12 protein-coding genes and 1 tRNA gene are annotated in these 15,714 nt (G+C 71.6%); 11 read left to right on the top strand and 2 right to left on the bottom strand.

Annotated elements, in window-relative coordinates; translation table 11 throughout:
- Positions 1–268 precede the first annotated feature (268 nt).
- Together MUU72_RS22200 and MUU72_RS22195 are read right to left on the bottom strand one after the other, a co-directional pair.
- A complete protein-coding gene (locus MUU72_RS22200) occupies positions 269–1,216 on the bottom strand; it encodes a DUF3800 domain-containing protein (protein WP_282504437.1) in 948 nt (315 codons plus the stop codon).
- A gap of 293 nt (positions 1,217–1,509) precedes the next feature.
- Positions 1,510–1,581 (bottom strand) — tRNA-Arg (locus MUU72_RS22195).
- Positions 1,582–1,819: 238 nt separating this feature from the next.
- Here MUU72_RS22195 and MUU72_RS22190 point away from each other — a divergent pair.
- From MUU72_RS22190 to prmC, 11 genes are all read left to right on the top strand, one after another.
- Positions 1,820–2,233: a response regulator gene (locus MUU72_RS22190; protein ID WP_248015108.1), complete on the top strand. Its 414-nt coding sequence runs from the start codon at positions 1,820–1,822 to the stop codon at positions 2,231–2,233.
- A gap of 578 nt (positions 2,234–2,811) precedes the next feature.
- The gene (gene nrtL / locus MUU72_RS22185; RefSeq protein WP_248015107.1) at positions 2,812–3,882 is read left to right on the top strand and encodes an ArgS-related anticodon-binding protein NrtL; all 1,071 of its coding nucleotides are present in this window, start codon (positions 2,812–2,814) and stop codon (positions 3,880–3,882) included.
- Positions 3,883–4,013: 131 nt separating this feature from the next.
- Positions 4,014–5,405 (top strand): diaminopimelate decarboxylase, encoded by a 1,392-nt coding sequence (gene lysA / locus MUU72_RS22180; protein ID WP_248015106.1) that lies wholly within the window; start codon positions 4,014–4,016, stop codon positions 5,403–5,405.
- Positions 5,406–5,562: 157 nt separating this feature from the next.
- Positions 5,563–6,855, top strand: coding sequence for a homoserine dehydrogenase (locus MUU72_RS22175; protein WP_248015105.1), 1,293 nt, complete (start codon positions 5,563–5,565; stop codon positions 6,853–6,855).
- 8 nt (positions 6,856–6,863) lie between these two features.
- Positions 6,864–7,949 carry a threonine synthase gene (thrC, locus tag MUU72_RS22170; RefSeq protein ID WP_248015104.1) on the top strand — a complete coding sequence of 362 codons (1,086 nt, stop codon included), beginning with the start codon at positions 6,864–6,866 and terminating at the stop codon, positions 7,947–7,949.
- Positions 7,950–8,333: 384 nt separating this feature from the next.
- On the top strand, positions 8,334–9,251 hold the full coding sequence (thrB, locus tag MUU72_RS22165) for a homoserine kinase (protein ID WP_248015103.1): 918 nt from the start codon (positions 8,334–8,336) through the stop codon (positions 9,249–9,251).
- A 376-nt stretch (positions 9,252–9,627) separates the two neighbouring features.
- A complete protein-coding gene (gene rho, locus MUU72_RS22160) occupies positions 9,628–11,679 on the top strand; it encodes a transcription termination factor Rho (RefSeq protein WP_248015102.1) in 2,052 nt (683 codons plus the stop codon).
- A gap of 335 nt (positions 11,680–12,014) precedes the next feature.
- On the top strand, positions 12,015–13,139 hold the full coding sequence (locus tag MUU72_RS22155; protein WP_248015101.1) for an LCP family protein: 1,125 nt from the start codon (positions 12,015–12,017) through the stop codon (positions 13,137–13,139).
- Between the two features lie 152 nt (positions 13,140–13,291).
- Complete coding sequence (gene rpmE, locus MUU72_RS22150; protein WP_248015100.1) at positions 13,292–13,516, top strand: 50S ribosomal protein L31; 225 nt, start codon at positions 13,292–13,294, stop codon at positions 13,514–13,516.
- A 168-nt stretch (positions 13,517–13,684) separates the two neighbouring features.
- A complete protein-coding gene (gene prfA, locus MUU72_RS22145; protein ID WP_248015099.1) occupies positions 13,685–14,755 on the top strand; it encodes a peptide chain release factor 1 in 1,071 nt (356 codons plus the stop codon).
- 36 nt (positions 14,756–14,791) lie between these two features.
- A complete protein-coding gene (gene prmC, locus MUU72_RS22140; protein ID WP_248015098.1) occupies positions 14,792–15,637 on the top strand; it encodes a peptide chain release factor N(5)-glutamine methyltransferase in 846 nt (281 codons plus the stop codon).
- Positions 15,638–15,714: the final 77 nt, after the last annotated feature.

The following is a 15,714-nucleotide window of genomic DNA, read 5'->3' as shown; positions in this document are numbered from 1 at the left end:
GGCCGGTGCATCCGGTCGCTGTCGATCACTGGCAGTGCGAAGACGGGCGGCGCGCAAGGGCCGCCGGACCGGAGGGAAAGCACGCGTGCACTCCATAGGGTGGCGGAAGACGCGTCCGGGGCGAGTCCCCGGAAGCCTGTTGATGCCGAGTTGCGCCCAGGACTCGGGATTGATCAATGGAGCGACAAGGAATTTCCCACCCTGATCAGAATTCCGACCACCAAGGACGCTTTCTCCTGCTCCTAATCCTGCTCCTTCTCAATTCGCGCTACGGCACGGAAGAAGGCTCCGGCGGAACCACCGCCACCGGCGCGAGATCGCGCGGCGCCACCTGACCGGGAACTCCGTGCATCAGGCCGCCGCCCACGCCCTCCACCGCCACCGGGGCGAACAGCTTCCGGCCCGATTGCCGGCCGCGGGCATCCGAAACGACCACTCCTCCCGCCCACTTGCCGGCCGCCGTCCGGTATCGGTGCTGCAGCTTGCCCAGCCGCGGGCAGTGCCGTTCGCGTACCTTGGCGTACCCCGGGTGGCAGTGCACGTTGACGTCGCCGAGGTCGCCCGCGTACGTCACGGCCGCCGCCGGGGCCAGCACCGCCGACACCAGGAGATCGGCGATCTGCAGCCCGACATGCGTATTGCTGTGCCCGAACACCGGCGACTCGGGCAGATGCGGCAGCGGGTCACCGCCTGCGCCGAACCGCTGTGTGGTCACACAGTGCACATTGCCCATGTTGTCGTGGGGATTCCGGCTGTCGAGCACCGCGATTCCACTGTCCGACCGCTCGGCCAGATAGTGCTCGAACGTGGCGCACAGCGTGCTCACCGATGCGGCGTACATCGCGGCCTCGTCATTTCTCACCCCGTCCTGCTTGACCCAGATCCGGGCCAGGACGGTGCACTCGCGCCGTTCGAGGATCGTGAGCAGCTTGTCCAGGAACCCATGCGCCATGCGCTTCGGATTGCGTGGCTCCCGGCGGAACCGCCTGCGGAGCGTCTCGCCCTTGATCTCGTGGTGGATCACCTGCGTCACGGACGGAAGCGCACGCAATTCCGGCAGAAACCTCTTCTTCAGCCCGATGAAGTCCTCGACCAGTGCCGCCATCTGCTCCTCCGGCACCGTGAACCCGCCGACGACCATGACCGGAACCGAGTCGGACACCGCCGGATTGAACGTCTGACCGGTCCCGGACTCATCGAGGTAACACAGGTACAAGAGGCTCCCCCAGACACGAAAACAGCTATGGCCGGCCCCAAGATCCCCAGGGGACGGCCATAGGAGGTGCCACGCCGGACAACGCCCGGACGCAGCGGTGGTGTTCGTACTGCCGAGCAGCGTAGGGGAGCACCCCCCACCGGGCAACGCCCCCGGCCGAAACCGACACCCGCCCTGCCCGCGCACGACGCCCGGCCCACCACGCCGGCCCCAGCAGCCACCCCGTGCCCAAAGCAAAAGATCCCCTGACCGGCATCTCGCCAGTCAAGGGATCTTCGACACCTTCACTGAGGTGCCCCCGGCAGGATTCGAACCTGCGCACACGGCTCCGGAGGCCGTTGCTCTATCCCCTGAGCTACGGGGGCTTTGTCGGCCGCTCGTTGCGGCGACGAGTAGAACACTACCAGCTCCGATGGGGTGCTCATGAACACTTCGGGGGCCGGCCGCGGAGCCGGGTGCCGGGGTGGGGCCGGAGGGGGAAGGAAGGGCGCCCTTACCGCATGGGGAGGGTGGGCCGGAGGCGGTCGGGGAAAGGTCCCTCGCACGGGGGCGGAAGTGGGCAAAACCGGGACGCAGCCGCAGGTGGGCACCTAGTCTCATGGTGTGCCTGGCTTGTCCGGTCGGATCCTTGTGGTCGATGACAACAAGGTGATCCGGCAGTTGATCAGGGTCAACCTTGAGCTGGAGGGCTTCGAGGTCGTGACCGCGGCTGATGGTGCCGAGTGTCTGGACGTCATCCACCAGGTCAGACCCGACGTGGTGACGCTGGACGTCGCCATGCCGCGGCTGGGTGGGCTGCACACCGCGGCGCGGCTGCGGTCCGATCCGCGGACCCGGGACATCCCGATCGCCATCGTCAGCGCCTGTACGGAGAGCGTGGACGACGGGGAGTCGGTGGGCATCGACGCCTTTCTGGCCAAGCCGTTCGAGCCGATGGAGCTGGTGCGCACGGTGGGGATGCTGGTGCGGGAGGGGCGCCAGCGGGAGCCCGGCCCGCAGGGCTCCCCGGGGCTCTAGGGCTCCCCGGGGCTCTAGGGAGGGGCGGGGCTCCAGGGGGGGCGGGGCAGTCCCTTCCGTGAGGCCCGGGGCCACGGGGGCCGAGCTCGGCGGTGGGCCGGAGGCGGGAGGGGGGCAGCCGGCCCACCGGTCGAGCGGGCGGACCGGCGAAGGGCGGACCGGCGAAGGGTGAACGGGCGAAAGGGGACGGGCGGAGGCCCGATCGTCCCGCCGGTCAGTCGGTCAGCCGGCCCCGGTCAGCCGGTCAGCCGGTCAGTCGGTCAGCCGGCCCCGGTCAGCCGGTCAGTGGTCCGTTCGGTCGCTTGGTGCAGTGCTCGGTCGGTCGCGGCGGGGGCGCATTGTGCTGTGCGTCACCCGTCGGGTTCCGGGCGCGGGCAGGGGCGTTTTCGGGTTTGTGCGGGGTGGGCGCGGGCCGTGGGGTTTGCGGTGGGGGGCGGGGTCTTGCCGTGGGGTTTGCGGGGTGACGGGGTGGGGGCGAAAGGGGTTTCGGGGAGGCGGCCGGCGGGGGTCGGCGGGGCGGTGTCCACAGGGCGGAATCGGTGCGCGTGGGGGTGGTCCCTCTCGCCTACGCTGGGGGTGTGACCCCGGCCGAGCTGTCCCGTACCGTCCTGCGCTCCGTGCGCGGTGCCGTTGCGGAACGGGAGCTGTCCGTGGCCGTGCCCGCGCGGATCGTGGTGCGGCCGGCGCCCCGGCCCGGGTGCGGGGAGTACGCCTCCAATGTCGCGCTCCAGCTCGCCGGGCAGGCGGGGCTGCCGGCGCGTGAGGTGGCCGAGATCTTGCGCCGGCGGCTGGCCGGCAGTGCCGGGATCGCCCGGGTCGAGATCGCCGGGCCCGGATTCCTCAACTTCCACCTGGGCGCGGGCGCGACGGCCGGGCTCGTGGCGGACGTACTGGCGCGCGGCGCGCGGTACGGGGAGCCGGAGGCGGGTGCGGAGGGGCCGGGCCGGCCCGCCGGGCCGGCCAGGTACGCGGGGGAGTGGGCCCGGGCGCGCGAGCGCGTCGCGGGTGAGGTGATGGCGCGCCTGGGGCGGGGCGGCGACGCGGTGGACGCGGTGGAGGACGACGGCGGGCTGGCCGGGCTGGTCGTGAAGCTGGGCGCCGACGAGGCGCGGTGGGTGCTGCTGAAGCCCGCGGCGGCCGATCCGGTGCGGGTGCCCGAGCGCCCTGTGCAGCACGAGGACAATCCGCGGTTCCGGGTGCAGTACGCCTACGCCCGCACCCGCGCCATGGTGCGGAACGCCGGCGAGCTGGGCTTCACCGGCGAGCCGGGCGAGGTGGTGGCGACCGGCGGTGAGCCGGGCCGAGGAGTGACCGTCACCGGTGAGCCCGGCCAGGTGGTGGCCTCCGCCGGCGACGAGGGCGCGCAGCCCGTCCCTCCCGTGCTCCAGGCGCTGGAGACGTGTCTCGCGACGTATCCGACGGCCGTGGCGGCCGCGGGGCGGCGGTGGGCGCCGGATCGGGTGGTGCGGCATCTGGAGGCCACCGCGGACGCGTATCTGCGGTGGCAGGAGGAGTTCCCGCCGCTGCCCGCCGGCGAGTGCAAACCCTTGGCCGTGCACCGCGCGCGGGTGGCCCTTGCCGAGGCCACCGGGACGGTGCTGGGGAACGGCCTGCACCTGCTCGGCATCTCTGCTCCTGACCATGTGTGATCCCGATGGTGTGCCGGTCAGGCCCGGGGCCCGCGCCAGCGGCCGCTTTCGCCGCGGCCGGGCCGGGACCGCGCCGCCGGCCGCCGCCCTGATGACCACCTCTGAACGATCTTGAGGGGACCGTTTCCGTTATGAGCCGTTCCGCGCATCCCGCAGGGCCCCGGCATGGCGACGTACTGCCCGAGGGGCACTACACCGCGCCGCCCGCCGACCTCAACTCCCTTGACCCGCGCGTCTGGTCCCGCACCGTCCGGCGTGACGCCGACGGTGCGGTGACGGTCGGCGGGCTGGCCGTGACCGCGCTCGCCGAGGAGTTCGGCACGCCGGCGTACTTCCTGGACGAGGAGGACTTCCGGGCGCGCTGCCGGTCCTGGAAGGACGCGTTCGGGCCGGACGCCGACGTCTTCTACGCGGGCAAGGCGTTCCTGTCCCGGGCCATCGTGCGGTGGCTGCACGAGGAGGGCCTCAACCTCGACGTGTGCTCGGGGGGTGAGCTGGCGACGGCGCTGGACGCGGGGATGCCCGCGGAGCGGATCGCGCTGCACGGCAACAACAAGAGCACCGAGGAGATCACCCGGGCCGTCGAGGCCGGCGTCGGGCGGATCGTGCTCGACTCGTTCCAGGAGATCGTGCGGGTCGCGCACATCGCGGAGCGGCTGGGCAAGCGGCAGCGGGTGCAGATCCGGGTGACGGTGGGTGTCGAGGCGCACACCCACGAGTTCATCGCCACCGCGCACGAGGACCAGAAGTTCGGCATCGCGCTGGCCGGCGGCCAGGCCGCCGAGGCGGTGCGGCGCGCGCTGAAGCTGGACGGGCTCGAACTCATCGGCGTGCACAGCCACATCGGCTCGCAGATCTTCGACATGGCCGGTTTCGAGGTCTCCGCGCGGCGGGTGGTGCAGCTGCTGGCCGAGGTGCGGGACGAGCACGGCATCGAGCTGCCGGAGATCGACCTCGGCGGCGGCCTGGGCATCGCGTACACCTCGGACGACGATCCGCGTGAGCCGCACGAGATCGCCCGGGCGCTGCGGGAGATCGTCGGCAAGGAGTGCGAGGCCGCCGGGCTGGGCGTGCCGCGGCTGTCGGTCGAGCCGGGGCGGGCGATCGTGGGGCCGACGGCCTTCACGCTCTACGAGGTCGGTACGGTCAAGGAGCTGGAGGGCCTGCGGACGTACGTCTCGGTGGACGGCGGGATGTCGGACAACATCCGCACGGCGCTCTACGACGCGGAGTACAGCGTGGTGCTGGCCTCCCGGATGTCGCAGGCCGAGCCGATGCTGTCGCGGGTGGTCGGCAAGCACTGCGAGAGCGGCGACATCGTCGTCCGGGACGCCTTCCTGCCCGCCGATACGGCGCCCGGTGACCTGCTGGCGGTGCCGGCCACCGGTGCGTACTGCCGGTCCATGGCGAGCAACTACAACCACGCGCTGCGGCCGCCGGTGGTGGCGGTCGCCGACGGTGCGGCCCGGGTGATCGTCCGGCGGGAGACGGAGGAAGATCTCCTGCGGTTGGATGTCGGGTAGGGGCGGATCGCCGGGAGCGGGCCCCGGATGAAATAAATGTCTCGGCATCCGGACGAACGGCGGAAACCGTCATCCGGTGCGTGAGACTGGACCACGACCAGGAAACTGGTGCGTGACCGAGCATGAAACCGCTGGAACGAAGAAAAGACGAGGTCGAATGATGCGTACGCGTCCGCTGAAGGTGGCGCTGCTGGGCTGTGGTGTGGTCGGCTCAGAGGTGGCGCGCATCATGACGACGCACGCCGACGACCTCGCCGCCCGCATCGGGGCGCCCGTGGAGCTCGCCGGGATCGCCGTCCGCCGCCCGGAGCGGGTGCGGGCCGGCGTCCCGGCCGAGCTGATCACCACCGACGCGACCGCGCTGGTCAAACGCGGTGACATCGACGTCGTCATCGAGGTGATCGGCGGGATCGAACCGGCCCGCGCCCTGATCACCACCGCTTTCGAGCACGGCGCCAGCGTGGTGTCGGCCAACAAGGCGCTGGTCGCGGCCGACGGTGCCGCGCTGCACGCGGCGGCCGAGAAGCACGGCGCCGACCTGTACTACGAGGCGGCGGTCGCCGGTGCGATCCCGCTGGTGCGCCCGCTGCGCGAGTCGCTGGCCGGCGACAAGGTCAACCGCGTCCTCGGCATCGTCAACGGCACCACGAACTTCATCCTCGACAAGATGGACACCACCGGCGCCGGCTACAGCGAGGCGCTGGACGAGGCCACCGCGCTGGGCTACGCCGAGGCCGACCCGACCGCCGACGTCGAGGGCTTCGACGCCGCCGCCAAGGCCGCGATCCTGGCCGGGATCGCCTTCCACACCCGGGTCACCATCGACGACGTGCACCGCGAGGGCATCACCGAGGTCACCGCGGCCGACATCGCCTCCGCCAAGCGGATGGGGTGCACCGTCAAGCTGCTGGCGATCTGTGAGCGGGCCGCGGACGGCGGCTCGGTGACCGCGCGGGTGCACCCGGCGATGATCCCGCTGTCGCATCCGCTGGCCTCCGTCCGCGAGGCGTACAACGCGGTCTTCGTGGAGGCCGACGCGGCCGGCCAGCTGATGTTCTACGGGCCCGGGGCGGGCGGCTCGCCGACCGCCTCCGCGGTCCTCGGCGACCTCGTCGCGGTCTGCCGCAACAAGCTCGCCGGAGCCACCGGGCCGGGGGAGTCGGCGTACACCGCGCTGCCCGTGAGCCCGATGGGTGAGGTCGTCACCCGCTACCACATCAGTCTCGACGTGGCCGACAAGCCGGGCGTTCTGGCACAGGTCGCGACGGTCTTCGCCGAACACGGCGTATCGATCGATACGGTCCGCCAGCAGGGCAAGGACGGAGAGGCGGACCTCGTCGTCGTCACCCACCGGGCGACCGACGCGGCCCTGTCCTCGACGGTCGGGGCGCTGCGCGAGCTGGACACCGTCCGCGGTGTCGTCAGCATCATGCGGGTCGAAGGGGAGTAAAGGAACCCATGTCTGCCAATTCCACCGTGACCACCGCGAACGGTCAGTGGCGCGGAATCATCGAGGAGTACCGCGACCGGCTGCCGGTCAGCGACACCACCGAGGCCGTCACCCTCCGGGAGGGCGGTACGCCGCTGGTGCCGGCCCAGGTGCTGTCCGAGCTCACGGGCTGCGAGGTGCACCTCAAGGTCGAGGGTGCCAACCCCACCGGGTCGTTCAAGGACCGCGGGATGACGATGGCCATCACCCGCGCCAAGGAGGAGGGCGCCAAGGCCGTCATCTGCGCCTCCACCGGCAACACCTCCGCCTCGGCCGCCGCCTACGCGGTCCGGGCCCAGATGGTCTGCGCGGTGCTGGTCCCGCAGGGCAAGATCGCGCTCGGCAAGATGGGCCAGGCGCTGGTGCACGGCGCCAAGATCCTCCAGGTCGACGGAAATTTCGACGACTGCCTGACGCTGGCCCGCGGCCTCTCCGAGAAGTACCCGGTCGCACTTGTGAACTCCGTCAACCCGGTGCGCATCGAGGGCCAGAAGACCGCCGCCTTCGAGATCGTCGACATGCTCGGCGACGCCCCGGACATCCATGTGCTGCCCGTCGGCAACGCCGGCAACATCACCGCCTACTGGAAGGGCTACCGCGAGTACGCGGCCGACGGCCTCGCCGCCCGCACCCCGCGGATGTGGGGCTTCCAGGCGTCCGGCAGCGCCCCGATCGTGCGCGGCGAGGTCGTGAAGGACCCGCACACCATCGCCACCGCGATCCGGATCGGCAACCCCGCCTCGTGGGAGTTCGCCGAGCGCGCCCGGGACGAGTCCGGCGGCCTCATCGATGAGGTGACGGACCGTCAAATCCTGGCCGCCTACCGCCTGTTGGCGGCCAAGGAGGGTGTCTTCGTGGAGCCCGCGTCGGCCGCCTCGGTCGCCGGTCTGCTCAAGGCCGCGCAGGAGGGCAAGGTCGATCCGGGCCAGCGGATCGTCTGCACCGTCACCGGCAACGGCCTCAAGGACCCGGACTGGGCGGTGGCCGGTGCCCCGCAGCCGGTCACGGTCCCGGTCGACGCGGACGCCGCCGCCGAGCGGCTCGGCCTCGGCTGACCGGTCCGGGCACCCCCCGGACCTGCCGCGACGCGACGGGGATGACGGGCCGGCCGGCCGCCCGTCATCCCCCGCGCCGGGCGCTCCCGCCGACGCGGGGCGGCACCCGCGCGGGCTGCAAACGCAGCAAACGCAGCAAACGCTGCAAAGGCGGCGTCGGGGCACGGCATGGCGCGCGACACGCATCGTGCGCCTCCTGTGCGCCCTATGTCGCGACAGAACCTTCCTTCGATAGGCTGGCACCCAACTCCCCTCCCCACGGCATAACGCAGTGGCGCGCAGGGCAGGTCAGAACAGACCCCACGAGCCGTCCGGGCGCCTCGGCGCCGCGGAGCTGTGCTCGGGGGCAGTACCGCAGCATCAATCAAGGAGAGTCATCGAGCGATGGCCGGTCCCGCGTTCCGCGCCGCCGCCGTCCGGGTGCGCACCCCCGCTACCAGCGCCAATCTCGGTCCCGGCTTCGATGCCCTGGGTCTTTCCCTGGGCCTGTACGACGACGTCGTGGTACGGGTCGCCGACTCCGGCCTGCACGTCGACATCGCCGGCGAGGGGGCCGACACGCTGCCGCGCGACGAGAGCCACCTGCTCGTACGGGCCATGCGCGCCGCCTTCGACGTGCTCGGGGGGCAGCCGCGCGGCCTGGAGATCGTCTGCGCCAACCGCATCCCGCACGGCCGCGGCCTGGGCTCCTCCTCGGCCGCCATCTGCGCCGGGATCGTCGCCGCCCGCGCCGTGACGATAGGCGGCGAGCAGAAGCTCGACGACGCCGCGCTGCTGGAGCTGGCCAACGAGATCGAGGGCCACCCCGACAACGTCGCCGCCTGCCTGCTCGGCGGTTTCACGCTCGCCTGGACGGACACCGGCACCGCGCGGGCGATCCGGATGGAACCGGCCCCTTCCGTCGTTCCGGTGGTCTTCGTCCCGGGGAAGCCGGTACTGACCGAGACCGCCCGCGGGCTGCTGCCGCGCACCGTCCCGCACGGGGACGCGGCGGCCAACGCCGGCCGCGCCGCACTGCTCGTCGAGGCCCTGACCAGGCGCCCCGAGCTGCTGCTCGCCGCGACCGAGGACCGACTTCACCAGGACTACCGCGCCCCCGCGATGCCGGAGAGCGTGGGCCTGGTGAACCGACTGCGCGCGGACGGCGTCCCCGCGGTCATCTCCGGTGCGGGCCCCACGGTGCTCGCGCTGGTGGAAGAGGCCACGGCCGACAAGGTCGCGGCGCTGGCGGGAGAGGGGTGGGCGGCCAACCGGCTGACCCTCGACGCGGTCGGCACGTGTGTGCTGCCGCTCGCCGGGTGATCACACGGAGTGATCAACGATTGCCGGTCTTGGAGAGGGGGAATGTTTGTTGGATCCGGTAGTGTTAACCTCAAGTCAGTACCCGACGCCAGTCTGGCGCGGTGCTTCGGGTCCCCCATCGGGACCACTTTCTTCCGGGAGCCTCCCAAACTGCTTGGAGCTTTTGTCCTGAGCAGGAGTGAGCAAAGCTCCGGAATCGGCGTGACGACACCAGCCACACCTCAACATCTTCACGCCGGAGCCCTGAATTGATCTTTCCGCCGTATCCGGCGGGACCACCGCCCCGGCCCGGTCCGCAAGACCAAGGACCCAGCCGGACAGCACAACCGGTCGCCGAGCCAGACAGGCCGACGCCCGCTCCAGGGAAGGACCCTTCGTGAGCGACACCACCGATCTGATGGGCGCGCGCACCGATGGCAGTGCCACCACGCCCGCCACGGACGCTCCCGCCGCGCCTGCCACCACGCGGCGCCGCCGTTCCGGCACCGGCCTTGAGGGCATGGTCCTGGCGGAGCTGCAGCAGGTTGCCTCCGGCCTCGGTATCAAGGGCACCGCGCGGATGCGCAAGAGCCAGCTGATCGAGGTCATCAAGGAGAGGCAGGCAGCCGGCTCCGGAACCGCTGCCAAGGCCGACGCGCCCGCCGACACCGAGACCAAGCCCAAGCGCCGTACGACCTCCAAGGCCCGTACCGGCGAGGAGGCCGAGCCGGCGGCCAAGACCGAGAAGGCCGCCAAGGCGGTCAAGACCGGGGAGAAGGCCGGGGCCCAGCAGCAGATCGACATCCCCGGCCAGCCGTCCCCCAAGGTCTCGGCTTCGCTCGACCAGGGAGGTGCCCCCACCGACGAGGCCCCGGCCGGTGAGCGCCGCCGGCGCCGGGCCACCGCCCCCGCGGGCAGCCCCGAGGGCGAGACCAAGGCCGAGGCCGCCACCGCGGTCAAGACCGAGGCCCGTACCGAGACCGCCGCGCAGGACGCCGGCGACGGCCGGTCCGCCAAGGGCGGCGAGCGCCAGGAGCGCGGTGACCGCCAGGAGCGCGGCCAGAAGGGCGAGCGCGGCCGGCGGGACCGCGACCGGGACCGGGAGCGGGACCGCGACCGGGGGGACCGCCGCAAGAGCGACGCCGGCGACGGCGGCGGTCAGGGCGGCAACCGCCAGCGCGACCGCCGGGACGGCGACGACGAGGACTTCGACGGCGGCCGGCGCGGCCGGCGCGGGCGCTACCGCGACCGCCGGGGCCGCCGCGGCCGCGAGGAGTTCGCCAACGAGCCGCAGCTGTCCGAGGACGACGTGCTGATCCCCGTCGCGGGCATCCTCGACATCCTCGACAACTACGCGTTCATCCGGACCTCCGGCTACCTCCCCGGGCCGAACGACGTGTACGTCTCGCTCGCCCAGGTCCGCAAGAACGGCCTGCGCAAGGGCGACCACGTCACCGGCGCGGTCCGCCAGCCCAAGGACGGCGAGCGGCGCGAGAAGTTCAACGCCCTGGTGCGGCTGGACAGCGTCAACAGCATGGCGCCCGAACAGGGCCGCCAGCGCGCCGAGTTCGGGAAGCTGACGCCCCTTTACCCGCAGGAGCGGCTGCGCCTGGAGGGTGAGTCGGGCGGGCTGACGACCCGGATCATCGACCTGATCACCCCGATCGGCAAGGGCCAGCGCGGTCTGATCGTGGCGCCGCCGAAGACCGGCAAGACCATGATCATGCAGGCGATCGCCAACTCGATCACCCGCAACAACCCCGAGTGCCACCTGATGGTCGTCCTCGTCGACGAGCGTCCCGAAGAGGTCACCGACATGCAGCGGTCGGTCAAGGGCGAGGTCATCTCCTCGACCTTCGACCGCCCGGCCGAGGACCACACCACCGTCGCCGAGCTGGCCATCGAGCGCGCCAAGCGCCTCGTCGAGCTGGGTCACGACGTGGTCGTGCTGCTGGACTCCATCACCCGCCTGGGCCGCGCGTACAACCTCGCGGCGCCCGCCTCCGGCCGCATCCTGTCCGGTGGTGTCGACTCGACCGCGCTCTACCCGCCGAAGCGCTTCTTCGGTGCCGCGCGGAACATCGAGGACGGCGGTTCGCTGACCATCCTGGCCACCGCGCTGGTCGAGACCGGCTCCCGGATGGACGAGGTGATCTTCGAGGAGTTCAAGGGCACCGGCAACCTGGAGCTCAAGCTCGATCGCAAGCTCTCCGACAAGCGCATCTTCCCCGCGGTGGACGTGGACGCGTCCAGCACCCGCAAGGAGGAGATCCTCATGGGCAGCGAGGAGCTGTCCATCGTCTGGAAGCTGCGCCGGGTGCTGCACGCGCTGGACCAGCAGCAGGCCATCGAGCTGCTGCTGGACAAGATGAAGCAGACGAAGTCCAACGCGGAGTTCCTGCTCCAGATCCAGAAGACGACGCCGACCACGGGCAACGGCAACGACTGACGCCCGCGGCCGCGCGCCGGAACGGCCGGGCCCCCTCGTCCCCCGCGGACGAGGGGGCCCGGCCGTTCCGCCGTCGCGCCGCGTCCCGCTTGAGACGTTCCGCACAGATTCGTACTGCGTACGCAGTTTCCGGCGGAGCGTTCGGTGCGGCGAAATGCCTGGTGAGAGTGGTGAAACGGGGGCCGCGCCGGCGCCGGGGCGGGAGTCTTTCTAAGAAAACGCTCATAACGCCCTGTGCAACCCTTCCGGTCGGCCTCCCGTCTGATTGGGCAATCAACCGCCTACGGCACAGGTGACGGCGAGGAGCAGTCGACCGACGAAGGGCTGAGGAGCAGATGGCGCCAAGCGACCGGAGCGCACGGCAGGACGGCAGCCGCGGCCGTGCGATACGCCCCACCGGCCGCCGGCGCAAGTCCCCGCCCCGGCGCCGCCGGATCCTGACCACCACGCTGTGCGCGCTGGTCAGCGCGGTCCTGCTGGGCGGCGCGGGCCTGGGGTACCTCTACTTCAAGTTCAACGGCAACCTCAAGGGCGTCGACATCAACGCCGCGCTCGGCCGCGACCGGCCGAAGAACATCGACAACGGCTCGATGGACATCCTCGTCATGGGCTCCGACTCCCGGGCCGGCAAGAACGCCTCCTACGGCCGGGACGAGGGCGGCGCCCGCTCCGACACCGCGATGGTCGTGCACGTCTACCAGGGCCACCGGAAGGCCAGCGTCGTCAGCATCCCCCGGGACACCCTGATCACCCGGCCCGACTGCACCGCGAACGGCCGCAACGTCCCCGGGCAGCGCCGGGTGATGTTCAACACCGCCTTCGAGGTCGGCGGCCCGGCCTGCGCGGTCAAGACCGTGGAGTCGATGAGCGGGATCCGCATGGACCACTTCCTGGAGGTCGACTTCACCGGCTTCAAGAAGCTCATCGACGCGCTCGGCGGGGTCGAGATCACCACCACCAAGCCGATCAACGACCGCTACAGCCACCTGCACCTGACGCCCGGCACCCACACCCTCAACGGCGAGGACGCCCTCGGCCTGGTGCGCACCCGGCACGGCGTCCCCGGCGGCGACGGCAGCGACCTGGGCCGCATCCAGCTCCAGCAGACCTTCGTCAAGGCGCTGATGAAGCAGGTCCGCAGCGTCGGCGTGCTCTCCAACCCGGCCAAGCTCTACGACATCGCCGACACCGCGACCAAGGCCGTCACCACCGACACCGACCTCAACTCGGTCACCGCGCTGACCGGCCTGGGCAAGGAGCTCGGCGGGATCCCCTCGGACAGCATCCACATGGTCACCCTGCCGGTCGCCTACGACCCGGCCAACCCCGACCGGGTGCTGCCGCTGGCCGCACAGAGCCGCACCGTCTGGGACGCGCTGCGCAACGACCGCGCCATCCCCGCGTCGGCCACCAAGGGCTCCGCAGGTGACAAGGGCGGCACGGCCCACTACGTCAAGTAGCCGCGGCCGCCCGGCAAGGACCGGGGAATACCGGTGGCCGTACCCCGGTTTTGGGAGATACGGCCAGTCCTGGCAGACTGGATCGTCGGCCCCGGTTCACGTGACGCAAAACGCGCCACGACCCGGTGCACTCCCGAACCTAGGAGAATCCCTTGAAGCGCGACATCCACCCGGAGTACGTCGAGACCCAGGTCAGCTGCACCTGCGGCGCGTCGTTCACCACCCGTAGCACCGTGGCCGGCGGCACCATCCGTGCCGACATCTGCTCCGAGTGCCACCCGTTCTACACCGGCAAGCAGAAGATCCTGGACACGGGCGGCCGCGTGGCCCGCTTCGAGGCCCGCTTCGGCAAGAACGCCAAGGCCGCCAAGAAGTAGCGACCCGCAAGGCGCCGGTCTCCGGTCGCCCCCGGACAGGGGGGACCGGACCGGCGTCTTTGTCGTCCGTACCCTTGGTCCGCCCGGCCGGGGACGGCCCGCCGCACCGCGGCAACGGGGCCCCGCGGCCCCGGGAAGCCACACCAGCAGTCAGCAGAGGAACACACGATGTTCGAGGCGGTCGAGGAACTGGTCGGCGAGCACGCCGGCCTCGAGAAGCGGCTGGCCGACCCCGCGGTCCACGCGGACCAGCGCGAGGCCATGCGGCTCCACAAGCGCTACGCCGAACTGACCCCGATCATCACCACGTACCGCGCGTGGAAGCGGACCGGCGACGACATCGAGACCGCCCGCGAACTGGCCGCGGACGACCCGGACTTCGCCGACGAGGTCAAGGAGCTCGACGCCCGCCGCGAGGAGCTGACCGAGAAGCTGCGCCTGCTGCTCGTCCCGCGCGACCCCAGCGACGACAAGGACGTCATCCTGGAGGTCAAGGCCGGCGAGGGCGGCGAGGAGTCCGCGCTGTTCGCCGGCGACCTGCTGCGGATGTACCTGCGCTACGCGGAGCGGGTCGGCTGGAAGACCGAGATCCTCGACGCCAACGAGTCCGACCTCGGCGGCTACAAGGACGTCCAGGTCGCGGTGAAGACCAAGGGCGGCACCGAGCCCGGCCAGGGCGTCTGGGCGCGGCTGAAGTACGAGGGCGGGGTGCACCGCGTCCAGCGGGTGCCCGCCACCGAGTCCCAGGGCCGGATCCACACCTCCGCGGCCGGCGTGCTGGTCACCCCCGAGGCCGAGGAGGTCGAGGTGGAGATCAACGCAGGCGACCTGCGGATCGACGTCTACCGCTCCTCCGGGCCCGGCGGCCAGTCCGTCAACACCACCGACTCCGCGGTCCGCATCACCCACCTGCCCACCGGCATCGTGGTCTCCTGCCAGAACGAGAAGAGCCAGCTCCAGAACAAGGAGCAGGCGCTGCGCATCCTCCGCTCCCGGCTGCTGGCCGCGGCCCAGGAGGAGGCCGAGCGGGAGGCGTCCGACGCCCGGCGCAGCCAGGTGCGCACGGTCGACCGCTCCGAGCGCATCCGCACCTACAACTTCCCCGAGAACCGCATCTCGGACCACCGGGTCGGCTTCAAGGCGTACAACCTCGACCAGGTGCTCGACGGCGAGCTGGACCCGGTCATCCAGGCGTGCGTCGACGCCGACGCGGCGGCCAAGCTCGCCGCCGCCCAGTAAGACCGCACAACCCGTCCGCACGGCTGGAGGACCCCCGTGAACCTGCTGCTCGCCGAGGTGGCCCAGGCCACCCAGCGGCTGGCCGACGCCGGCGTGCCCTCACCGCGCTTCGACGCCGAGGAACTGGCCGCGCACGTGCACGGCGTCAAGCGCAGCCAGCTGCACACCGTGCCCGACGCGGACTTCGACGCCCGCTACTGGGAGGCCATCGCGCGCCGCGAGGCGCGCGAACCCCTCCAGCACATCACCGGCCGGGCGTTCTTCCGCTACCTCGAACTCGCCGTCGGGCCAGGGGTGTTCGTCCCCCGCCCGGAGACCGAGTCGGTGGTCGGCTGGGCCATAGACGCGGTGCGCGCCATGGACGTCGTCGAACCGCTGATCGTCGACCTGTGCACCGGCTCCGGGGCGATCGCCCTGGCCCTGGCGCAGGAGGTGCCGCGGTCCCGGGTGCATGCCGTGGAGCTGTCCGAGGACGCCCTGGGGTACGCCCGCCAGAACGTCGAGGGGTCCCGCGTCGTTCTCCACCACGGCGACGCGCTCTCCGCGCTTCCCGAACTGGACGGGCAGGTCGACCTGGTGATCTCCAATCCGCCGTACATCCCGCTCACCGAGTGGGAGCACGTGGCGCCGGAAGCCCGCGACCACGACCCGGAGCTGGCGCTGTTCTCGGGCGAGGACGGCCTGGACACCATCCGGGGCATCGAGCGGACCGCGCACCGCCTGCTGCGGCCCGGTGGCGTGGTCGTCGTCGAGCACGCCGACACCCAGGGCGGGCAGGTGCCGTGGATCTTTAGCGAGGAGCAGGGCTGGGCGGACGCGGCCGACCACCCCGACCTCAACAACCGGCCCCGTTTCGCCACCGCGCGGCGGGCGACGCCATGAACCGCCCGCCCCGGCGCCCGGTGCCACCGACGCACCGGCAGTATTCGTTCCGCGTAACCGTTCCGCACGAGGAGGAC

Origin of the sequence: Streptomyces rhizoryzae (genome assembly GCF_023155275.1) — a bacterium.
In the GTDB taxonomy this organism is placed as follows: Bacteria; Actinomycetota; Actinomycetes; order Streptomycetales; family Streptomycetaceae; genus Streptomyces; species Streptomyces rhizoryzae.
Note: the sequence above shows the minus strand (reverse complement) of the source record. Positions and strands in the feature narration are given on the sequence as shown.